Genomic DNA, 21,104 nt, shown 5'->3' on the forward strand with positions numbered 1-21,104 from the left:
GATTTTAGTAAGACGGGGTGGCCGATTGTCTCTCGCCGGGGCCGAACGAGCGGGGAAAAGCGCGTCCGTATGAGCCGTTCAGCCTAATGAAAACGGCTTTCCAAAGCCCTCCTGTACTCCTTGGCGTCGAAATCGAGCGGAATTGTCTCCCCGGTCCAAGCGGACAGATACGCGGCGTTAATGGTCCGAAGCGACAGCAGGGCGTCTTCGACCGAGCACAAGACGCGCTCGTCGCGCTCGATGGCCGAAACGAAGTTCGCGATGATGGCGGCTTGCTGGGCGGCGTTGTCCGCATCGTCGAAGACGACGCTTTCCTCGGAGAAGGGCACGCGTCCGAACATCTCGTTGGTGGTCCGGGAGAACTCGCGCTCGTCCTGGGCCAGGGTGCGCAGCGTGAGCGTGCGGTCGTCGTCGAGCACGGCCTGCCCCGCGCTGCCGCTCAGCTCAAGGCGGTTGCTTCCGGGAAACTCGCGCGACGAGGCTATGAACTGCGCGGTGAGGTCATCCGGGTAGCGCAGATGCAGCACGGCGTCGTCTTCCACCTCAATGTCGCGCTCCACCCCAAAGCCGCAGAAGGCATGCACGCTCTCGGGCGCGCCGAGCATCCAGAGCAGAAGGTCAAGCTGATGGGAGGCTTGCGTGAGCAGCAGCCCTCCGCCCTCCCCCGCATACGTCCCTTTCCACGTTTGCGCGCTGTGGTACGCCTGGGGGCGGTAGAGGTTGGTGATGATCCAGGAAGCGCGCTTGAGCCGGCCGAAAAACCCTTCCTCCGCAAGCCCGTGGAGCTTTTGGAAGGCGCTTCCCGCGCGCCGGCAGTACAGCACGCCGGATTTCACGTCCCGCCTCGCCCGAAGCGTCCGAAGGAGGTCCTCCACCTCGTCGGGGAACACCCCGATGGGCTTCTCTATGAGCGCGTGGATCCCGCGTTCCACGGCGTCTTTGGCCATGGAGGGGTGCAGGGAGTGGGGGGTGCAGATGATCACCGCGTCAACAGCCCCGCTGTCCAGCATGGCGCGGTAGTCGGTGAACAGGGCCGCGCCGCAAAGGCCGAAGTCCTCTTTGAGCTGCTCCATATGGGCTTTGCTCCTGCTTGACAGGGCCGCTATCTCGCAGTCGCCCGCCCTTCCCTCAACGATGAGCTTCGCGTAGTCCCTCGCGATGACCCCTATGCCGGCTATGCCGAAACGAACCATGGGTTGCGCCTTCCTCTCCGGTCTGTTCTTTTTCGCCCCCGATCGCACGCCGCGCAGGGCGGCGCGCTTGCGGCGAAGGGCCATCATATCACGGAACGGCAGGCGGGCAGGCGGGACCGCATGGGGCGGCGAACGGGATCGCCGCGGGCGCTTTTCGCGCTCGTCCGGCAACGGCCCGGCCCATCCTGCGAATGCGTGGTATCATGCGCCGCATGGCTGTTGGAAACCGCATTGACGACGCGCCGCCCGCAACGGGGATCGGCGCCGCGCCCGAACCGGGCCAGGGAGCTTTCGCGCTCTTGAACGCCCTTGGGGGCGCCGGACCGCTTTCGCTGCCCGCCCCGCGCCGCACGGCCCCGCCGCCCGCCACCAACGAGCATGTGCGCAAGTCCATGCAGGGCAACAAGCGCGCCAACACCAAGCCGGAGCTTCTTGTGCGCGAGCGCTTGCGCGCAGCGGGGCTTTCAGGATACCGCCTGCACTGGAAAGTGCCGGGGCACCCCGACGTGGCATGGCCCGGCAAGAAGGTGGCCCTGTTCATCAACGGATGCTTCTGGCACCGCTGCCCACGCTGCAAGCCGCGCATGCCCAAAAGCAACGTGGAGTACTGGGTGGTGAAGTTCCAACGCAACGTCGAACGAGACGAGCGCAGCGCGGCCGCGCTTGAGGCCATGGGATGGAAAGTCCACGTCATCTGGGAGTGCCAGCTCAAGAAGAAGGAGGCGGACGCCACGTTCGCCGAGCTTTTGCCCGTGCTCGCCAAGGAGCTGGGCAAGGAGCTGCGGGGGCAGGGCTGAACGCCTGGCCTGCGGCGCTTGCGGCCGGGCGCCGCTCGCGGCGCGGGCGGCGCTTTTGGCGTTTGCGGCCGGGCGACACTTGCGGCGCTTGCCGCGCGGGCGGCTTTGACCGGGCGCATTTTATGTGATGCCTGCCGGCATTCGTTGACGCTCGCCCCCGCCGACCGGTAACCTTGTACCGTTTGCACCGGACACGGAAAGAAGGGGAACCTTCCATGACTGATTCACCGTTTCGCGGCGTCATCCCCCCGGTCGTCATACCGCTGACCGAGAAGCGCCAACTCGACCTGGAATCGCTCGAGCGCACCATCAACCGCATGATAGACGCCGGCGTCGACGGCCTGTTCTTCCTCGGGTCGTCGGGCGAGGTGGCCTTCCTCACCGACGCGCAGCGCTACCACGTGCTGCAGGAGGCCGTCGCCATGGTGCACGGCCGCGTGCCGGTGATGGCGGGCATCATCGACATGGAGACGCTGCGCGTGGTCGACCAGGCAAAGCGCGCCTCCGGCTACGGCGTTGACGCGCTGGTGGCCACCGCGCCGTTCTACGCGCTGGGCGGCCCGAAGGAGACGGAGCGCCACTTCCGCGCCATCCGCGAGCACACCGACCTGCCGCTGTTCGCTTACGACCTGCCCGTGTGCGTTCACACGAAGCTCGACCCCACCATGCTTGTGCGCCTGGGCAAAGACGGCGTGATCCAAGGCGTGAAGGACTCCTCGGGCGACGATGTGTCCTTCCGCTGGCTTGTGCTGGAGAACGAGGACGCGGGGCATCCCCTGCAGCTGCTCACCGGTCATGAGGTGTGCGTGGACGGCGCGTACCTGGCCGGCGCCGACGGCAGCGTGCCGGGCCTGGCCAACCTCGACCCGGCAAGCTACGTGGAGCAGTGGCGCGCCGCGCAAGCCGGCGACTGGGCGCGCGTGAAGGAGCTGCAGGACCACCTGGCCCGCCTCATGTTCCTCACCCGCAAGGTGAAGGCCACGGTGGGCTTCGGCGCGGGCGTGGGAGCGTTCAAGACGGCGCTGTGGCAGATGGGCGTGTTCAACACCAACCAGATGCGCGAGCCCGTGTGCGCGCTTGAGGGCGACGACGTGGACGCCATTGTGGACGTGCTCAAGAGCGAGGGCATGATGGATGCCGACGCCCCCGTGCGCGAGGCCCACTGGCGCGCCTGCCCCGCGTTCGGTTCCGCCAAGTAAGGAGGCCCTGTGACATCCGACATCACCCAACAACTCGTTGAAGCGCGTGCGTGGATCCGCGAGGAGCTTGACGCGTGCGTGCGCTTCTGGCTGGAGCACGGCATGGACCGCGAGCACGGAGGCGTGTACACCTGCCTGGATCGCGAGGGCAACGTCTACTCCACCGACAAGAGCGTGTGGATGCAGGGCCGCTGCGCCTGGACGTTCTCTCACTTGTGCCGCCTGTACGGAGAGCGCCCGGAATGGATGGAGGCCGCGAAGAGCTGCCTGGACTTTCTGGAGGAGCACTGCGTCAACCACGAGGCGGGCGGCCGTTTGTACTTCACGGTGACGGCCGAGGGCAAGCCCCTGCGCCAGCGCCGCTACTGCTTCTCCGAGGGCTTCTACGCCATCGCCAACGCCGAGTACTACGGACTGACCGGCCAAGAGAAGCATCTTGCGCGTGCGCGGCGCGCCTACCGCCTCATCTACGATCTGAACAACGGGCTCATCGAGGATCCGGCAGGGCTTGGCCCCAAGACCATCCCCGAGACGCGCTCGGGCCGCGCGCTGGCCGATCCGATGATCTTCCTCAACATCATCGGCATCATGCGCCGCGTGGACCCCGCCAACACCGAGGAGTACGACCGCCACGCGCGCGAGTGCACCGACGCCATCGTGCGCTTCCATTACCGCCCCGAGCTGGGCTGCACGCTGGAGAGCGTGAACGCCGAGGGCGAGCCGGAGCTGGACTACACCGCCGGGCGCGTGGTGAACCCCGGCCACGACATCGAGTGCAGCTGGTTCATGATGGACGAGGCCAACTACCGCGGCGACGCGGAGCTGCACAAAGCAGCCGAGCAGATCTTCCGCTTGGCCATTGAAGCGGGTTGGGATGAGGAGTACGGCGGGCTTTTGTACTTCATCGACGCGTGCGGAAAGCCCACCGAGGCTTACGAGCACGATATGAAGCTGTGGTGGCCGCACAACGAGATCATGATCGCCGCCTCGAAAGCCTACCGCGACACGGGCGACGAGTACTACGCAAAGTGGCTGCTCAAGACCATCGCGTACTGCAAGGAGCACTTCGCCGACCCCGAGTACGGCGAATGGTACGGATATTTGCGCCGCGACGGCCTGCCCACTATGCCGCCCACGAAGGGCTCCACGTTCAAGGGACCCTTCCACGTGCCCCGCGCCCTGTCCATGACCGAACGAGTGCTGACCGAGATCATAGGAGACTAACAAGCTCTGCTGGCTTGGCGGCCAGCAGAGCAGCTCGACGCTGCGGTGCCCCGCCTTGCCGCTTGTGCGCTTGCCCTCACGCGCACAGCACGCTCGGCCGCGCAACACGGCAATTCGACGCACCGCAGAGCACCTCGCTGGCATAATGAGCAACCTGTAAGGAAGGGAGAAGCATGAACTACCTGGGTATCGAGTACGACATCAAGAACGTCCCCGTTTTGGACGAGGGCTTCATCCCGTTCGGTGTGTGGATGCGCGCCTACCTTGAGGGCGCCGACCGCCCCGTCTCGGTGGCCGTCGAACGCGAGAACGGGCTTATCTCCGTGCGTCACACGTTCATTCGCGGCGAGGAATTCGCCGAGGCGAACCTGCGTTACGTGGAGCGCTTCGTGAAGTTCATGCTGTGGAGCACGGGCGGCTTCCGCATTTACGTGTGCGGCTGCGACGATATTGCCGCGAAGCTGGCCGAGGCGTACAGCGCCGACGGAAAGCGCGCCTTCGACTTCGGATTCGTGGACGACGTGTACGAGAAGCCACTTGAGGTGATCGCTTGCTCCGAGGCCGACTTCCCCGCCGCCAACGAGGCCGCCAAGCCCATCGGCGGCCACAAGGACGGCTGCCGCATCGGCTTCGACGCGGGTGGAAGCGACCGCAAGGTGTCGGCCGTGATCGACGGCGAGTCGGTGTACTCCGAAGAAGTGGTGTGGTACCCCAAGGTCACCGAGGATCCGGAGTACCATTTCAACGAGATTGTGACGGCGTTCAAGACCGCCGCCTCCAAGATGCCGCGCGTGGACGCCATCGGCGTGTCGTCGGCGGGCGTGTACGTGGACGACTGCCCCATGGTGGCGTCGCTGTTCATCAAGGTGCCGCGCGAGAGGCGCGACGAGGTGAAAAGCATCTACAAGCGCGCCGCCGCCGAAATTGGCGACGTGCCGCTTGTGGTGGCTAACGACGGCGACGTGACGGCGCTGGCGGGCTACATGTCCACCGGCGAGGGCTCCATCCTCGGCATAGCCATGGGCACCTCCGAGGCCGTGGGCTACGTGAACGCTGCCGGCAATGTGCTCGGCTGGCTGAACGAGCTGGCCTTCGCGCCGGTTGATCTGTCGCCCGAGGCCATGCAGGACGAATGGTCCACCGACTATGGCGTGGGCTGCAAGTACTTCAGCCAGGACGCCGTCATCAAGCTGGCGCCGACTGCGGGCATCGAGCTTGACCCCGAGCTCTCCCCCGCCCAGAAGCTCAAGGTGGTGCAGGGCCTGGCCGACGAGGGGCATGCGGGTGCGCTCGACATCTTCCGCTCCATCGGCGCGTACCTGGCGCACACGCTGGTGCTCTACAGCGCCTTCTACGACATCAAGACGCTTTTGGTGCTGGGACGCGTGTCCTCCGGCGTGGGCGGCGACCTCGTCATCAGCGAGTGCAACCGCATCTTGGCCGAGGAGCACCCCGAGCTGGCCGAGCAGATCACCGTCACGCTTCCCGACGAGATGATGCGCCGCGTGGGCCAGTCGGCCGCCGCCGCTTCGCTGCCGGAGCTGTAAGAGCAGCTTAACCGAGCATCTCGGCAAGAAGGGCCCTCGCGGGTAAGTCCGCGAGGGCCCTTTGGTTTTGCGAGCGAGAGCCGTGCCCGGGAATGCGCGCCGGATCGCTTTCGGGCGCTGCCGTCCACGACGGCGGCCTGCAAGCGTCTTACAACGCGCGGCCCCGCACAACGACGCGCTCGACCTCGAGGGTCTCCTTGTCCAGCAGCACGGCGTCGGCCACATAGCCTGGCTCGATGGCGCCGCGGTCGGCAAGGCCCAAGGCGCGCGCCGGGTTGGCGCTGGCGGCTTTCACCGCGCTTGCCAGCGGGATGCCCATGTCGCGCACGGCCACGTACAAACAGCGCATGAGGTCGCTCACCGAACCGGCCAGCGCGCCGTTTTCAATGGTGGCCACGTAGCCGCGCACGGTAACGTCCTGGCCGCCCAGATCGTACGTGCCATCCTCCAAGCCGGCCGCGCGCAGCGTGTCGCTGATGAGGATCATGCGGTCATCGCCGAACAGATTGAACGCCAGGCGCACCATGGCGGGGTGGATGTGGATGCCGTCGGCGATGATCTCCGGTGTGACGTCGTCGCGCTCGGCGGCGGCGGGAATGGGACCGGGCTTGCGATGATGCATGGGATCCATGGCGTTGAACAAGTGTGTGAGATGCCGCGCGCCCAGCTTAAACGCATGGGCCGCCGTGTCGTAGTCCGTGCAGGTGTGCGCGAGCGAGATGCGAACCTCGCCCGCAAGCTCGCGGATGAACTCGTCGGCGCCCTCCTCCTCCGGCGCTATGTCCACGATCTTGAACAGCCCGCCGGCAGCCTGCTGCAGGCGTCGGAACTCTTCCACGCGGGGGTTGCGCACGTAGTCGGGGTTTTGCGCGCCTACCTTGCTCGGCGAGATGAACGGCCCCTCCATGTTGATGCCCACAAGCGCCGCCTCGTCTGCGGCCGGCTCGTAGGCTGCGGCGGCCTGCGCCGCGCGCGTGAGCACGTCCTCGGGCAGCGTCATGGTGGCCGGGCACATGGCCGTCACACCGCGCGACGCCTCGTAAGCGCCCATGCGGTGGAGTCCCTCAAGATCTCCGTCGCTCACATCGGCTCCGGCACTGCCATGAAAATGCAGGTCAACAAGACCCGGGATCACGTAGCAGCCAGCCGCGTCCAGCACCTCGCCGTCGCCGGCGGCCGCCTCTTCCGCGAACCTGCCGTCCGCAACGGCAACCTCGCGCTCAGAGAACCCTTCCCCATCGAACACCGAGCCATTGATTATGCGCATTGCCCGTCCTTTCTCGTTTTTCGCCCATTCTGCCATGCCGCCCGCGAAAGAAGAAGGACCTCCACCAAGCAAGCAGAGATCCTTCGGGGCGGTCGCGCACAGCCGTTTGCGGCTTGCCGCCCCCGCCTCACGCGTCGTTTACGCCAAATCGCGGCACAGCTCGCCCGCCGCCGGATCCACGATGACCGTGACGTCGGGGTGGAACTGCAGGATGGAGGCGGGAACCTGCGGCGTCACAGGACCGAAGAACGCCTCCTTCACGATCTGCGCTTTGTGGGCGCCCTCCACCACCACGAGCACGCTGCGCGCGGCCATGATGGTGCCGATGCCCATGGTGTAGGCCTGCCGCGGCACGTCGTCGATGCTCTCGAACAGGCGGCTGTTGGCCTGGATGGTGCTCTCGGTGAGGTCGACGCAGTGCGTGGCCTTCGGGAACGTGTCCTCAGGCTCGTTGAAGCCGATGTGCCCGTTCGGCCCCAACCCCAGAAGCTGCAGGTCGATGCCGCCCGCTTCCTCGATAGCCTGCTCGTAGGCCGCGCACACAGCCTCGGCGTCGGGGTTCGACCCCTCGGGCACGTGCGTGCGCGCTTGGTCGATGTCCACATGGTCGAACAGGTGCTTCTTCATGAAGTAGCGGTAGCTCTGGTCATGCTCGGGAGCAAGCCCGCGGTACTCATCCAGGTTGAACGTCGTGACGTCGGCGAAGCTGAGCTTGCCCGTCTTGCAGTCGGCCACGAGGTCGGCGTACAGGCCGATGGGCGTCGTGCCCGTGGCCAAGCCCAGCACGCAGGCCGGATCGGACTGCACGAACGAGGCGATGCGGTCGGCGGCGCGGCGGCCCATGTCCTGCGCGCTCTCGGCGATGATGAATTCCATAGTCGTCCTTTCGTTGTCAGTCCCGCGCCTCGGAAAAGGCGCCCTCTGCGACGCAGCTCGGATCAGGTCCAGAACTGCGCGGTTTCCACGATGTCGCGGTACGCCCAATCATACACGTCGGAGTACCATCCTGTCTCCGGAACGAAGCATAAAAGCGCGCTGTACAGCACCGAAACGGCCACCAGCACCAACAGCACCTTCATGAGCAGGTTCTGAACGGTCGATCCGGGTGCGAGGTTCTCGTTCACCACGAACGCGAGCAGCACCACGGCGGCCAGGAACATGAAGCTGAAGTCCGCGAAGTAACGCTGCAGGATGCCCGCCATCTCCGCATCGGCCAGCGCCACCACAACGCCTCCGAACAAGAGCACCACGATGACGCCCGCGATGGTGCGCGTGGCGCGCTGCCTGATGCGCAGCTGCAGGATGCGCTTGGAAAACGGCAGGATCCACAGCACCGGCAGGCACGCCAGAATGCCACCGAAGGTGACCTCCTTGATGGTCTGGCCCATGTAGGTGGTCTCGAACGGCGCCGCCTGCAAAAACGGGAACACCCCCGTCGCGCTCGGCGGCTGCAGGAAGTACGCGAACAGCGCCGGAGCCAGGCGCCCGACATTCCAGCCACGCTTGGTCATGTCGTTGACCGTGAGGTTGTAGTTCGCGCCGAAGTCCGTGAAGGACCCGAAGCGCGCACGGTTGTACCACATAAGCCCGGCCGCCACCACAAGGTAGGGGGCGATCAGGCAGGCGAACTCGCGAGCACCGCGCGGCGTGAGCAAGCGGCGCTCGGCAATGAAGGAGCGCCAAAACAGCGGGAAGGCCACCAGCGACAGCACGAGCAGCTGAGGCCGGCACCCGGCCACAAGCGCCATGCACAACGATCCGGCCAAATACCACTTCTCCGGACGCGCCGAGGAGCGCCCGCATGTCCAAAAGTACAGCCCCCACACCGAAAACGCCAGCCCCAGCGCGATGGGCAGCGAATAGAACGTGGGGAACTTCAGCAGGTACAGCACCCCGCAGCACATGACGAGCGGTATCTGCAGCAGCAGGTAAAGCCCCAGGCTCACGTGCTTGAAATGGTAGCGCGCGAAACGGTCGAGCAGCGCCGAGCATCCCAGCACGAAGGCGATCACCGCCACGAGCACCCCGATAGCCGTGGGGAAGTTCGCGCCGGTGAGAAGGAAGAACGGCAGATAGAACAGCAGCACCGGCACCACGCCGAAGTACACGTAGTAGTGACCGTCGTAGTAGGCCACGTCGAAGAGGTACTCCTCCCCCGTCTCCTTCTGCGCCTCGTCGCGTGCGCCCTTGTCGTAGGGGTCGGACATGTCCTGGAGCCATTGGGGCGGCTCCTCCTCCAGATAGAGCTGCCCGCGGGCCATGGCCTTGGCCAGCTCGGCGTACTGCTGGGCGCTCTCGCCGCCCACTTCGAAGGTGTTCACCAAGCTCACGCCGTCCCACGATCCGCTGTTGTACCCCTTCGTGGCCACGCCGACCAAGTTCGACCCCATGAACAAGTACGAACTGAGCAGGCACACCTCCAGGGCCACCGCGACCACGATGGCCGCCTTCGATTTGCGCGGCTCGTCCACGATGCCGATGCGGTAGATGGCCGAACGCGGACGGAACGCGAAGGCGAGCGCCAGCAGGCCGGCCGCCACCAGGAAGCGGGTCGTGTTGAACGAGAAGGGATGATGCGCGTTGATGCACAGGTCGGAGAGGCGGATGGGGTAGCTCACGTCCTCGCCGACGATCTCGATGCGAAGGTTGCCCACCAAGCCCGTCGTGTTCAGGTTGATGTACTCGCTTTGATCCGACAGGGTGGACACCGACACCTCGGGCACGCCTTCGGTGTATTCGGTGGAATCGAAGTAGGTGTGGTGGGCCTCGTCGGTGAACTGCACTTTGATCTGCAGATCCTGCGCGGGCTGCCGGTAGTCGAAGTTCAGCCAGATATTGTGCACCTCGGCGTTGACGTTGGAGAACTCCAACACGTTGTTCACGGCCGTGATCTGGTACTGGCCGTCGGAAGTCTCGCGCAGGTCAAGCTTGTCGTTGAGCGAGACGGTGTTGTAGCCAGCCGAGGTGTAGAAATTGACGTTGAACAGAAACGTCTCCAGCAGAAACGCCACGGCCAAAATGGCCATGACGCTTTTGACGATATGCCGAACCGTCGCTCTGTGCGAGCGCATGAACTTGCCGTACGCGTAGGATATGTTGCTCCGGACGGTTGGCATGACGGTCCCCTTGTGCGAAGCGTGAGGCGGACAGAGCCCAACGCCCCATCCGCCTCACGCCGCGAAAAGCCCGCCGAACGGCAAGCTACAGGCCAAGGGCCTGCTTGACCTCGGCGTACACCACGTCAGGATCGCGATCGCCATCGATCTTCACCAGCAGGTCGCATCCGCGATAGTAATCCACGAGCGGAGCCGTGGACTTCTCGTAGACGTCCAGGCGGTTGCGCACCGTGGCCTCGTTGTCGTCGTCGCGCTGGTACATCTCGCCCGCGCACTTCGGGCAGGAGGCATCGGCGGCCGAACCGATGTAGCCGCACTCGCGGCACATGCGGCGCGACGTCAGGCGCTTCACGATGACTTCGAAATCCACGTCGATGAGCAGCGCGGCGTCCAGCGGACGCTCCAGCTTGGAAAGCTCCGCGTCAAGAGCCACGGCCTGGGCGGACGTGCGCGGGAAGCCGTCCAGGATGAAGCCCTTCTGCGTGTCGGGCTCTTGCAAACGCTCGGTCACCAAGCCGATGATGACGTCGTCGGGGACGAGGTCGCCCGCATCCATGTAGGATTTCGCCTTCTTGCCCAGCGGCGTGCCGGCCTTGACGGCCGCGCGCAGCATGTCGCCCGTGGAGATGTGCGGCAGCGAGAACTCCTCGACCAGCCTAGCCGCCTGCGTGCCTTTGCCGGCGCCCGGCGCGCCCAACAATACGATGTTCATGATGGTTCTGTCCTTTCGACCTGCAATAGACGTTCCGTATTGTACCAAAGCGCCCCTTTTCGGGCACGGTTTTCAGAAGAAAGACAACGAGCGGCAACGCGAGGGCATCCAGGACGAGCGGCGCTTGGCCGAGGCGGCCGGGGGCGCGAGCGGCGCGCGAGCCAAAGGGCGCGAACAGCGCACCTGGCGCACGGGCCGCACGGCGCGGAGGCGCGCTTGATCGAAGGCGCCGGACGGCGCGGACAGGCTGCTTGGCGGACGGGCGGATCAGCCCAGGGCCGGCCCAACCCGCGCCTGCAACCGAGGCCCGGCACCCCCATACGAAAAAACGCCCCGACCGCCATACGGGCCGGGGCGTTTCGCGCAACGCGTCGGGCTACTTGAAGAACCCGTCGTAGTTGTGCATCTTCAGCTGGCTTTCCACCTTGTTCATGGTGTCCAGGGCCACGCCGATCATGATGAGGATGGACGTGCCGCCGAACGCCTGGATGAGCTGGTTGCCCGTGAACGAGAACAGGATGGAGGGCGCCACCGCTATGACCGCGATGAAGATGCCGCCCGGCAGCGTGACGCGGTGCAGCACGTTCTTGATGTAGGCGGCCGTGGCCGAGCCGGGGCGCACCCCGGGGATGAAGCCGCCCTGCCTGCGCAGGTTGTCGGCCGTCTCGTCGGGGTTGAACACCATGGAGGTGTAGAAGTACGCGAAGAACACGATGAGCAGCACCGTGAGGATCCAGTTGACCCAGCCCGTGGAGATGGCGTCGGCCACCGCCGTGAGCCAGTCCACGTTGAACAGCGCCGCCAGCTGCGCCGGGAAGTAGATCAGGCAGCTCGCGAAGATGATGGGAATGACGCCGGCGGCGTTCACCTTGAGCGGAATGTAGGTGGACTGGCCGCCCATCATCTTGCGTCCCTGCACGCGCTTGGCGTAGTTCACGGGGATGCGGCGCTGCGCGCGCTCCACGAAGATGATGGCCGGGATGCACAGCAGCACCACCACCAAGATGAGCGCGGTGACGGCGATGCCCATGCCGAAGTCGGCGCTCAGGTTCACCGACGAGAAGATGGCCGCGGGCACGCGCGAGACGATGCTCGCGAAGATGATGAGCGACATGCCGTTGCCCACGCCGCGCTGCGTGATCAGCTCGCCCATCCACATGATGAACGCGGTGCCCGCCACCAGCGTGAACACAACCAAGATGTCGGTCAGCAGCCCGGGCACCTGGTCGGTGAACACCACGCCGTAGGTCGGCGACTTGAACAGCAGCAGGTAGCCGACGGCGTTGACGAGGCCCAGCCCCAGCGTGAGATAGCGGGTGACCTGCGTGATCTTGCGACGGCCCGCCTCGCCCTCCTTGGCCCAGCGGCCCACGGCGGGGATGACGCCCTGCATGAGCTGCATGATGATGGAGGCCGTGATGTAGGGCATGATGCCCAGCGAGAACACGCTGAAGTTGGACAGCGCGCCGCCCGTGAACAGATCGAGCATGGTCATGGACACGCCCGAGTTGGCGAAGGAGCTCGCGAACTCGTTGAACGGGATGCCCGGGACCGGCACGTACGCCCCGAAGCGGTAGAGCGCCAGGATCCCGAGCGTGAAGAGGATCTTCTTGCGCAGCTCGGGAACCTTGAACGCGTCGATGATAGAGCTTAGCAAGGCTCTTCGACCTTTCCTCCAGCCGCCTCGATCTTCGCCTTGGCGGAAGCGGACACCTTGTCAACCTTCACCGTGAGGGCCTTGGTTATCTCGCCGTCGCCGAGCACCTTCACCGGAGCGTCGGCGTGCTTGATGATGCGCTTGGCCTTCAGGCTCTCCCCGTCAACCACATCGCCGGCCTCGAACTTCTCCTCGAGGCGCTTCACGTTGACGGGCAGGTACTCCACACGGTTGAAGTTCCTGAAGCCAGGCAGCTTGGGCAGACGACGCGCAAGCGGGGTCTGGCCGCCCTCGAAGCCGGGGCCCTTGCCGCCGCCGGAGCGGGACTTCTGGCCGTTCATGCCGCGACCGGCCGTCTTGCCCGTGCCGGAAGCGGGACCGCGGCCCACGCGCTTGCGGTTCTTGCGGGAGCCCTCAGCCGGCCTCAGATCTTTCAATTCCATGATTCTTCTCCTTTTCGCAATTCCGGGACGCGCCCGGCGCTGGCAGCTCGCCGCCAGCAAACTTCCACAGTTGTCGTATTCTACCTCATAAACGGCGCAAAACGGCCGAGAAGCGCCGAGCACCCGAAATCCCCCTTCGCCCGCCGAACGCTTCCCTCCATACGACAAGGGGGCGGGGGCGAAAAAACAAATCGGATAGCTTGGCGCTTCACAGTATCAACACGTTTCGCCGTCCGGCGAAACCTACAGCTCCTCGACCTTCACCAGGTGCTTGACCTTGAAGATCATGCCGCGAACGCACTCGTTGTCCACCTGGTCAACCGTGCGGCCGATCTTGCCCAAGCCCAGCGAGCGCAGCGTGGCCGCCTGGTCCTTCTTGTAGCCGATCGAGCTTTTGACCTGCGTGATGCGCAGGGTCCTTTTGGCGTCAGACATTACTTCTGCTCCTTCCGGCCGAAGATCTGGGCGACGGACAGGCCGCGGCGCTCAGCCACCTCCTGGGGGCTTTGCATGTTCTTGAGGCCCTCGGCCGTTGCCTTGACCACGTTCATCACGTTGTCGGTGCCGAGCGACTTGGCGAAGCAGTCGGTCACGCCCGCCAGCTCCAACACCGCGCGCGCCGCACCGCCGGCGATAACGCCGGTACCGGGCGTGGCCGGCTTGAGCAGCACGCGGCCCGCACCGTACTCGCCGATGTAGTCGTGCGGCAGCGTCTTCTCGGCCGTCAGCGGCACCGTGAACATGTTCTTCTTCGCGTCCTCGACGCCCTTCTTGATGGCGATGGGCACTTCCTGGGACTTGCCCATGCCCACGCCCACGCGGCCGTTGCCGTCGCCGACCACCACGAGCGCGGTGAGCGCGAAGCGGCGGCCGCCCTTGACGACCTTCGACACGCGGTTGATGTAGACGACGCGCTCCTGAAGCTCGGGGACCGCGGCGTTGTCTTGCTTGTTGTTGCGAGCCATAAGACTTCCAACCCCTTCTAGAATTTCAGACCTGCTTCGCGAGCCGCCTCGGCCAAGGCCTTGACGCGCCCGTGGTACAGGTTGCCGCCACGATCGAACACGACTTCGGTGATGCCGGCGTCAAGCGCCTTCTTCCCGGCGATCTCGCCCAGGGCCGCGGCGCCCTCGACGGTGCCGCCGCGCTTGCCCGTGGACTTGAAGTCCGGGCCGAGCGTGGAGACGCCCACGAGGGTCTTGCCGGCCACGTCGTCGACGAACTGCACGTAGATGTTGGAGTTGCTGCGCGTCACGCACAGACGGGGGCGAGCCGGCGTGCCGGAGATCTTCCCGCGCACACGGCGATGGCGACGAGCCAGCGCAGCCTGCTTTTTCTGAAGCTTCTTCATGATTATCCCTTCGATCTCAGTCGTTCGCGGCTTGCGCCTAGTCCTTGCCGGCCTTGCCGACCTTGCGGCGGACGTACTCGCCTTCGTAGCGAATGCCCTTGCCCTTGTAAGGCTCGGGCTTGCGCCACTTGCGGATGTTCGCAGCAACTTGGCCGACCTGCTCCTTGGAGGGGCCGCTCACGATGATCTCGGTTTGGCTGGGAACCTCGAACGCGATGTTCTCGGGGGCCTCCACCACCACCGGATGGGAGAAACCGAGCTGCATCTCCAGGTCCTTGCCCTTGAGGGCGGCGCGGTAGCCCACGCCCACCAGCTGCAGCTTCTTGGTGAAGCCGTTGGACACGCCCTCCACCATGTTCGCCACGAGCGAACGGACCAGGCCGTGGTAGCTTTTGGCCTCGCGCGAGTCGTCGGGACGCTCGACGATGAGCTCGTCGCCTTCCTGCTTGATGGTTATGATCTCGGGGAACGTGCGGGTCAGCTCGCCCTTCGCTCCCTTGACCGTCACCGTGGAGCCGTCGATGGTCACCTCAACGCCGGCAGGAACGGTCACGGGCATCTTGCCGATACGAGACATGTCTTCCCTCCCTTTCCTACCAGATGTACGCGATGACCTCGCCGCCGATGCCCTTCCTGCGGGCGTCGCGGTCGGCCATCACGCCGTTGCTCGTCGAAATGATAGCGGTGCCAAGGCCGCCGAGCACGCGGGGCAGCTCGTCTTTGCCCGCGTAGATGCGCAAACCCGGCTTGGAGATGCGCTTGATGCCGCGGATGGTCTTGGCCTTCTTGTCGCCGTACTTGAGCGTGATCTCGAGGGTGGCGCGGGGCTCGCCGTCGATGACGTCGTAGCCCTGGACGTAGCCCTCCTCCTGCATGATGCGGGCGATCTCGACGAGCTTCTTGCTCGACGGCATGGCGACTTTCTCCTTGCCGGCAGAGTTCGCGTTACGCACGCGCGTAAGCATGTCTGCAATGGGGTCGGTCATGGTCATGGTGAGTTTCTCCTTTGGTCCTTGATGAGCCTCTCGGTTCGGTTCGTCGGCGCCCGTAACGCCTCCGCCTGAACCGTGGCACACCCGTGCGTTTCCTGTATGCGGCCTACCAGGAAGCCTTGGTCACGCCGGGCAGTTCGCCTTTGTTGGCCAGCTCGCGCAGGCACACGCGGCACAGGCCGAACTTGCGGTAGTAAGCGCGGGGGCGTCCGCAACGCGTGCAGCGGTTGTGCTGGCGCGTGGAGAACTTCGGCTCGCGCTTGGCCTTGGCGATCATCGATTTCTTAGCCATGCAATTCCTTCTTTCCTCTCATCGGCCCGCGCGCGGCGGGCCCGAGTGCACTTTCAACGCAGGCCGCGTTCGGCGGCCTTGGGCGGACGACGGGGTGTTATTCCTTGTCCTTGAACGGGAAGCCCAGCGCGTCGAGCAGCGCGAAGGCGGCGTCGTTGTCTTCCGCGGTGGTCACGAACGTGATGTCCATGCCGCGCGTGCGGTCGATCTTGTCGTAGTCGATCTCAGGGAAGATGAGCTGCTCGGTGATGCCGAGCGTGTAGTTGCCGCGGCCGTCGAAGCTCTTCGGGGAGATGCCGCGGAAGTCGCGCACGCGGGGCAGCGCCGTGGCCAGCAAGCGGTCGAGGAACTCCCACATGCGGTCGCCGCGCAGCGTGACCTTGCAGCCGATGGCCTGGCCCTCGCGCACATGGAAGCCCGCGATGGACTTCTTGGCGCGCGTGACGCAGGGCTGCTGGCCGGTGATGACGCGCATGTCGGCCATGGCGGAGTCCAGCAGCTTGTGGTCGCCGGCGGCGGCGCCCACGCCCATGTTCACAACGATCTTCTCAAGGCGCGGAACCTTGTTGATGTTGTCGAGCGCGAGGTCCTTCTCCAGCTTCGGCACGATCTCGGTCTTGTACTTTTCCTTCAGACGAGGAGTCATGTTCCTTTTCCTTTCGATGAATTAAACGCAGGATTTCCGACCCTGCGTCCCTCGCCGCCGAAGCGGCAGGGGTCATATTACTGCAAGTTTACCCTCATTGGTCGTTCGTAACGTCAGCGAGGGCTTCCGCAGTGCCCCGGATCGTGGGGAAAGCGAAGGCGACGCGTACTTGGATACGCAAGCCTTCGGTTTCGCCGCGAGGCGGGGTGCTGCGGGAGGCCGCAGCGTCGGCCGGTTTCGTCGGCCGGTTTCGTCGGCCGTCAGACCGACGAAACCCCTAGTCCTTGTCGATGTCCTTGCCGCACTTCTTGCAGACGCGGACCTTCTTGCCGGCTTCGTTCACGCGCGAACCCGTGCGGGTGGGCTGCTTGCACGTCGGGCACACCAGCATCACGTTGGACACGTGGATGGGGGCCTCGATGGACACGATGCCGCCCTGGGGGTTTTGCTGCGTGGGGCGCATGGCCTTCTTGACGATGCCCACCTTCTCCACGACGACGCGCTGGCGGGTGGGAAGCGCGCGCAGGATGGTGCCCTCCTTGCCCTTGTCCTTGCCGGACAGGACGCGCACCGTGTCTCCCTTTTTCACATGCATGCTGTTCATGGCGCACACCTCCTTAGAGCGTCTCGGGTGCCAAAGACACGATCTTCATGTACTTCTTGTCGCGCAGTTCGCGGGCCACCGGCCCGAAGATGCGCGTGCCGCGCGGCGTGCCGTCGGTGTTGATGAGCACGGCGGCATTCTGGTCGAAGCGGATGTAGCTGCCGTCGGCGCGGCGCACTTCCTTCTTCACGCGCACGACCACGCAGCGCACCACGTCGCCCTTCTTGACGTTGGTGTTGGGAGCCGCTTCCTTCACGCTGCAGATGATGACGTCGCCCAGGCCCGCGTAACGGCGCTTCGAGCCGCCCAGGACCTTGATGCACTGCACCTTGCGAGCGCAGGAGTTATCGGCCACTGCGAGCATGGTTTGCATCTGAATCATTTGCTTAACCTAACTTTCCTCTCGGTAGCTTGGGGCGATCGCGCCAGGCTACTTGGCCTTCTCGACGATCTCAATCAGACGCCAGCGCTTCATCTTGGACAAGGGGCGCGTCTCCATGATGCGCACGGTGTCGCCGACGCCGGCCTCGTTGTTCTCGTCGTGGGCGTGGAACTTCTTCGTTGTGGTCATCATCTTGCCGTACACCGGATGGGGCCTGCGCTGCTTGACCTGCACCACGCAGGTCTTGTCGTTCACGGCGCTCACCACGATGCCCTGGCGGACCTTGCGGGAGTTGCGTTCTTCGCTCATGTGTGTGTCCAACCTTCCTCGACCGACGAGCCTTAAGCGCTCAGCTCGCGGGCGCGCATCTCGGTCTGGATGCGTGCGATGTCCTTTTTGACCTGCTTCACGCGGGCAGTGTTGTCAAGCTGGCTCGTAGCCATCTGGAAGCGCAGGTTGAAAAGCTCCGCGCGCGCTTCCTTGAGTTTCGCCTGCAGATCGTCGGCAGACAGCTCACGGATCTCTGCTGCTTTCATTTATTCCTGCCCTTCCGTTTCCTTGGAAACAATCTTGCACTTGATGGGCAACTTGTTGATGGCCAGGCGAAGGGCCTCTTTGGCCGTGGCCTCGTCCACACCGGCGATCTCGAACATGATGCGGCCGGGCTTGACAACCGCCACCCAGCCCTCAGGGTTGCCCTTGCCCGATCCCATGCGGGTCTCGGCCGGCTTCTTCGTGATCGGCTTGTCCGGGAAGATGGTGATCCACACCTTGCCGCCGCGCTTCATGTGACGGGTCATGGCGATACGGGCAGCCTCGATCTGGCGGTTGGTGATCCAATGCGGCTCGAGAGCCTGGATGCCGTACTCGCCGTGGTTCAGACGGGTGCCGCCCTTGGCGCGGCCCTTCATGGAGCCGCGCTGCACCTTGCGATGCTTGACGCGCTTGGGTACCAGCATTACTTTGCCCTCCTATCGTTACGATCGTTGCGACGGGGACGGCTGGGACGGGAGCTGCCCTCGAGCGCCGGCTGGGGCGCCTTCTGGCCGGGCATGACCTCGCCGTGGTACACCCACACCTGCACGCCGATAGAACCCATCGTGGTGGCGGCGGTGGAGAAGCCGTAGTCGATCTTGGCGCGCAGCGTGTGCAGCGGCACGCGACCCTCGCGGTACCACTCGCGGCGGCTCATCTCCGCGCCGCCCAGGCGGCCGGAGCACTGGATGCGGATGCCCTTGGCGCCCGACTTGCGAGCGGACTGGACCGCCTTGCGCATGGCGCGGCGGAAGGCCACGCGGCCCTCCAGCTGCTCGGCCACCGACTGCGCGATGAGCGCGGCGTCAAGCTCGGGGCGCTTGACCTCCACGACCTCGATGTTCACCGGGCCGTTGGCCACCTTCTCCAGCTTCTTGCGAAGCGCGTCGATCTCGGCGCCCTTCTTGCCGATCACCACGCCCGGGCGGGCCGTGGTGACGATGATCTTGATCTTGTCGCCGGCGCGCTCGATCTCCACCTTGGAGACGGCGGCGCGGGCGAGCTGCTTGTCCAAAAACTTCCTGATGGCCAAGTCGTTCGCCAGGTTCTTGGCGTAGTCCTTGTCGGCGTACCAGCGGCTGCGCCAATCCTCGGTGATGCCGAGGCGGAACCCGGTGGGGCTAACTTTCTGACCCATTGACTTTAAGCCTCCTCTCGCGGTGCAACGATGACGGTGACGTGGCTCGAGCGCTTGCGGATGCGCGACGCGGAGCCCTTCGCGCGGGGACGGATGCGCTTCAAGGTGGGTCCCTCGTCCACGAAGATGGTCTTCACCACGAGCGACTCGGGACGGACGTGGTGCAGGTTGCCGGCGTTGGCGACGGCGGAGTTGAGCACCTTCTCCACCACCTCGGAGGCGGCGCGGTCGGAAAACCGCAGGATCTCGCGAGCGGCAGGCACGGACTTGCCGCGGATCAGGTCGACCACGACGCGCACTTTGCGGGGCGAAATGCGCACGTAGCGTGCAACAGCTTTAGCTTCCATTGTTCACCCCTTCTATTTCTTCTTGCCCTTGTCGGCGGAGTGACCCTTGAACGTGCGGGTCGGGGCGAACTCGCCCAGCTTGTGGCCGACCATGGATTCCGTGATGTACACCGGCACGTGCTTGCGCCCATCGTGGACGGCGATGGTGTGACCCACCATGTCCGGGAAGATGGTGCTCGCGCGCGACCAGGTCTTGATGACGTTCTTCTCGCCCGCCGCGTTCATGGCCTCGATGCGGCCGAGAAGGCGAGGCTCAACGAAGGGGCCCTTCTTCAGACTTCTGCTCACTACTACTCCTTAACGCTTTGCGCTACTTCTTGCGACGGCGGATGATGAGGCGGCTCGACGCCTTCTTGGGATTGCGGGTGCGATGGCCCTTGGTGGGCACGCCCCACGGGGTGACCGGGTGGCGACCGGCGGACTTGTTCTTGCCCTCGCCGCCGCCGTGCGGGTGGTCGACCGGGTTCATGACGGTGCCGCGGACGGTGGGGCGGATGCCCTTCCAGCGGTTGCGGCCGGCCTTGCCGATCTTGATGTTGGAGTGCTCGGCGTTACCCACCTCGCCGATGGTTGCGCGGCAGGTGAGGAGCACGCGGCGCATCTCGGAGGAAGGCATGCGCAGGATGGCGTACTTGCCCTCCTTGCCCATGAGCTGGATGCTGGTGCCGGCGGAGCGGGCCATGGCCGCGCCCTTGCCCGGCTGCATCTCCACCGCATGGACGAGCGTGCCGACGGGGATGTTGGCCAGCGGCAGCGCGTTGCCCGGCTTGATGTCGGCCTCGGGGCCGCTCATGATCATGTCGCCCACGCACAGGCCCTTCGGGTGCAGGATGTAGCGCTTCTCGCCGTCGACGTAGTGCAGAAGGGCGATGCGGGCCGAGCGGTTGGGGTCGTACTCAATGGTAGCGACCTTGGCGGGCACGCCGTCCTTGTTGCGCTTGAAGTCGATGATGCGGTAACGACGCTTGGTGCCGCCGCCCTGGTGACGCGTGGTGATGCGCCCGTAGTTGTTGCGGCCGCCCTTCTTGTGCAGCGGCGCAAGCAGGGACTTCTCCGGCTTGTCCGTCGTGATCTCGGCGAAGTCCGAGACCGTCTGGAAGCGTCGGCCGGGGCTGGTCGGCTTGTACTGTTTGACTCCCATGTCTTTCCTTTCTGCGGGTTTTCGCTCGCACGCCTCTCCGTACACCGAAAACCCAACGCGTCTTCGTGGGCCCGATTGCCGCCGAGGACCTTGGGGAGGCTTGGCCCTCGCGACTCCGATGCGCCACGCGTCCGGGTGTATCCATCTGTGTCCAGACGCAAACGAGAATTATACGCAGTGGGCAACGGGGATTCAAGAAAAAATATTCGCGGAAGGGATTGGACACAACCTGAGCACAAGTGGGAGGCGGGAGGCGGGGTTGGGCGCGCGGCGGGATGGGGGCGCGGCGGGCCGGGGGGCGTGCGGCTGGCCGGGGGGCGCGGCGGACCGCCCTGTTTTGGCCGCAAATCGCGCCCTATGGCCCTCCGAAGCGCCCGGCGGGGCCTTGCCCGGCGGGCCGGCACGACCCGCGCCGTCGGCGGTTCAACGGACAGCGAAAGAGTCATGGACAAAACAGGCCCCGGTCCACATGGCCTCGGCCAAAATCGGCCCGATTCGGGGCCTTCGCGAGGGGACGCGCGG

General features: G+C 65.2%; 27 protein-coding genes. 4 read left to right on the forward strand and 23 right to left on the reverse strand.

Annotation, left to right across the window (positions count from 1 at the left end; all coding sequences use genetic code 11):
• Positions 1-83 precede the first annotated feature (83 nt).
• A complete protein-coding gene (locus tag ACWKY3_RS06785; protein ID WP_449315671.1) occupies positions 84-1,193 on the reverse strand; it encodes a Gfo/Idh/MocA family protein in 1,110 nt (369 codons plus the stop codon).
• Positions 1,194-1,405: 212 nt separating this feature from the next.
• Between ACWKY3_RS06785 and ACWKY3_RS06790 the strand changes: the two genes are divergently transcribed.
• From ACWKY3_RS06790 to ACWKY3_RS06805, 4 genes are all read left to right on the forward strand, one after another.
• Entirely contained in the window at positions 1,406-1,990 is a 585-nt protein-coding gene (locus tag ACWKY3_RS06790) for a very short patch repair endonuclease (RefSeq protein WP_449315672.1), read from the forward strand.
• A gap of 215 nt (positions 1,991-2,205) precedes the next feature.
• Positions 2,206-3,189, forward strand: a complete 984-nt coding sequence (locus tag ACWKY3_RS06795; RefSeq protein ID WP_449315673.1) for a dihydrodipicolinate synthase family protein — start codon at positions 2,206-2,208, stop codon at positions 3,187-3,189.
• 9 nt (positions 3,190-3,198) lie between these two features.
• Positions 3,199-4,413, forward strand: coding sequence for an AGE family epimerase/isomerase (locus tag ACWKY3_RS06800; protein ID WP_449315674.1), 1,215 nt, complete (start codon positions 3,199-3,201; stop codon positions 4,411-4,413).
• A gap of 173 nt (positions 4,414-4,586) precedes the next feature.
• The gene (locus tag ACWKY3_RS06805) at positions 4,587-5,960 is read left to right on the forward strand and encodes an ROK family protein (protein WP_449315675.1); all 1,374 of its coding nucleotides are present in this window, start codon (positions 4,587-4,589) and stop codon (positions 5,958-5,960) included.
• 148 nt (positions 5,961-6,108) lie between these two features.
• Here the strand turns inward: ACWKY3_RS06805 and nagA are convergent, their stop codons facing one another.
• The 22 genes from nagA to rplB form a co-directional block, all read right to left on the reverse strand.
• Complete coding sequence (gene nagA, locus ACWKY3_RS06810; protein ID WP_449315676.1) at positions 6,109-7,227, reverse strand: N-acetylglucosamine-6-phosphate deacetylase; 1,119 nt, start codon at positions 7,225-7,227, stop codon at positions 6,109-6,111.
• 138 nt (positions 7,228-7,365) lie between these two features.
• Positions 7,366-8,103, reverse strand: a complete 738-nt coding sequence (gene nagB / locus ACWKY3_RS06815) for a glucosamine-6-phosphate deaminase (protein ID WP_449315677.1) — start codon at positions 8,101-8,103, stop codon at positions 7,366-7,368.
• Positions 8,104-8,165: 62 nt separating this feature from the next.
• The gene (locus tag ACWKY3_RS06820) at positions 8,166-10,343 is read right to left on the reverse strand and encodes a cytochrome C oxidase Cbb3 (protein WP_449315678.1); all 2,178 of its coding nucleotides are present in this window, start codon (positions 10,341-10,343) and stop codon (positions 8,166-8,168) included.
• 85 nt (positions 10,344-10,428) lie between these two features.
• The gene (locus tag ACWKY3_RS06825; RefSeq protein WP_449315679.1) at positions 10,429-11,055 is read right to left on the reverse strand and encodes an adenylate kinase; all 627 of its coding nucleotides are present in this window, start codon (positions 11,053-11,055) and stop codon (positions 10,429-10,431) included.
• A 376-nt stretch (positions 11,056-11,431) separates the two neighbouring features.
• Positions 11,432-12,712 carry a preprotein translocase subunit SecY gene (gene secY, locus ACWKY3_RS06830; RefSeq protein ID WP_449315680.1) on the reverse strand — a complete coding sequence of 427 codons (1,281 nt, stop codon included), beginning with the start codon at positions 12,710-12,712 and terminating at the stop codon, positions 11,432-11,434.
• The gene (gene rplO / locus ACWKY3_RS06835) at positions 12,706-13,155 is read right to left on the reverse strand and encodes a 50S ribosomal protein L15 (protein WP_449315681.1); all 450 of its coding nucleotides are present in this window, start codon (positions 13,153-13,155) and stop codon (positions 12,706-12,708) included. Before rplO ends, secY begins: the two co-directional genes overlap by 7 nt.
• 243 nt (positions 13,156-13,398) lie before the next feature.
• Positions 13,399-13,590, reverse strand: coding sequence for a 50S ribosomal protein L30 (gene rpmD, locus ACWKY3_RS06840; RefSeq protein ID WP_449315682.1), 192 nt, complete (start codon positions 13,588-13,590; stop codon positions 13,399-13,401).
• The gene (gene rpsE, locus ACWKY3_RS06845; RefSeq protein WP_449315683.1) at positions 13,590-14,120 is read right to left on the reverse strand and encodes a 30S ribosomal protein S5; all 531 of its coding nucleotides are present in this window, start codon (positions 14,118-14,120) and stop codon (positions 13,590-13,592) included. Before rpsE ends, rpmD begins: the two co-directional genes overlap by 1 nt.
• A gap of 17 nt (positions 14,121-14,137) precedes the next feature.
• A complete protein-coding gene (rplR, locus tag ACWKY3_RS06850; protein WP_449315684.1) occupies positions 14,138-14,506 on the reverse strand; it encodes a 50S ribosomal protein L18 in 369 nt (122 codons plus the stop codon).
• 37 nt (positions 14,507-14,543) lie between these two features.
• Positions 14,544-15,083, reverse strand: coding sequence for a 50S ribosomal protein L6 (gene rplF / locus ACWKY3_RS06855; RefSeq protein ID WP_449315685.1), 540 nt, complete (start codon positions 15,081-15,083; stop codon positions 14,544-14,546).
• Positions 15,084-15,099: 16 nt separating this feature from the next.
• Positions 15,100-15,498, reverse strand: coding sequence for a 30S ribosomal protein S8 (rpsH, locus tag ACWKY3_RS06860; RefSeq protein WP_449315686.1), 399 nt, complete (start codon positions 15,496-15,498; stop codon positions 15,100-15,102).
• 106 nt (positions 15,499-15,604) lie between these two features.
• A complete protein-coding gene (locus tag ACWKY3_RS06865) occupies positions 15,605-15,790 on the reverse strand; it encodes a type Z 30S ribosomal protein S14 (RefSeq protein WP_087194865.1) in 186 nt (61 codons plus the stop codon).
• A gap of 97 nt (positions 15,791-15,887) precedes the next feature.
• On the reverse strand, positions 15,888-16,436 hold the full coding sequence (gene rplE / locus ACWKY3_RS06870; protein WP_449315687.1) for a 50S ribosomal protein L5: 549 nt from the start codon (positions 16,434-16,436) through the stop codon (positions 15,888-15,890).
• A gap of 277 nt (positions 16,437-16,713) precedes the next feature.
• A complete protein-coding gene (gene rplX, locus ACWKY3_RS06875; protein ID WP_449315688.1) occupies positions 16,714-17,040 on the reverse strand; it encodes a 50S ribosomal protein L24 in 327 nt (108 codons plus the stop codon).
• A 13-nt stretch (positions 17,041-17,053) separates the two neighbouring features.
• Positions 17,054-17,422 carry a 50S ribosomal protein L14 gene (gene rplN, locus ACWKY3_RS06880; RefSeq protein ID WP_449315689.1) on the reverse strand — a complete coding sequence of 123 codons (369 nt, stop codon included), beginning with the start codon at positions 17,420-17,422 and terminating at the stop codon, positions 17,054-17,056.
• A gap of 48 nt (positions 17,423-17,470) precedes the next feature.
• On the reverse strand, positions 17,471-17,731 hold the full coding sequence (gene rpsQ / locus ACWKY3_RS06885) for a 30S ribosomal protein S17 (RefSeq protein ID WP_449315690.1): 261 nt from the start codon (positions 17,729-17,731) through the stop codon (positions 17,471-17,473).
• A 32-nt stretch (positions 17,732-17,763) separates the two neighbouring features.
• Entirely contained in the window at positions 17,764-17,958 is a 195-nt protein-coding gene (gene rpmC, locus ACWKY3_RS06890; protein WP_009306348.1) for a 50S ribosomal protein L29, read from the reverse strand.
• Positions 17,959-18,381: a 50S ribosomal protein L16 gene (gene rplP / locus ACWKY3_RS06895; protein WP_449315691.1), complete on the reverse strand. Its 423-nt coding sequence runs from the start codon at positions 18,379-18,381 to the stop codon at positions 17,959-17,961. It abuts the gene before it with no gap.
• Positions 18,381-19,094, reverse strand: a complete 714-nt coding sequence (rpsC, locus tag ACWKY3_RS06900; protein WP_449315692.1) for a 30S ribosomal protein S3 — start codon at positions 19,092-19,094, stop codon at positions 18,381-18,383. Before rpsC ends, rplP begins: the two co-directional genes overlap by 1 nt.
• A gap of 5 nt (positions 19,095-19,099) precedes the next feature.
• Positions 19,100-19,441, reverse strand: coding sequence for a 50S ribosomal protein L22 (rplV, locus tag ACWKY3_RS06905; protein ID WP_449315693.1), 342 nt, complete (start codon positions 19,439-19,441; stop codon positions 19,100-19,102).
• A gap of 12 nt (positions 19,442-19,453) precedes the next feature.
• The gene (rpsS, locus tag ACWKY3_RS06910; protein ID WP_449315694.1) at positions 19,454-19,729 is read right to left on the reverse strand and encodes a 30S ribosomal protein S19; all 276 of its coding nucleotides are present in this window, start codon (positions 19,727-19,729) and stop codon (positions 19,454-19,456) included.
• Positions 19,730-19,751: 22 nt separating this feature from the next.
• On the reverse strand, positions 19,752-20,582 hold the full coding sequence (gene rplB / locus ACWKY3_RS06915) for a 50S ribosomal protein L2 (RefSeq protein ID WP_449315695.1): 831 nt from the start codon (positions 20,580-20,582) through the stop codon (positions 19,752-19,754).
• Positions 20,583-21,104: the final 522 nt, after the last annotated feature.

The sequence above is a fragment of the Rubneribacter sp. genome (assembly GCF_965361815.1).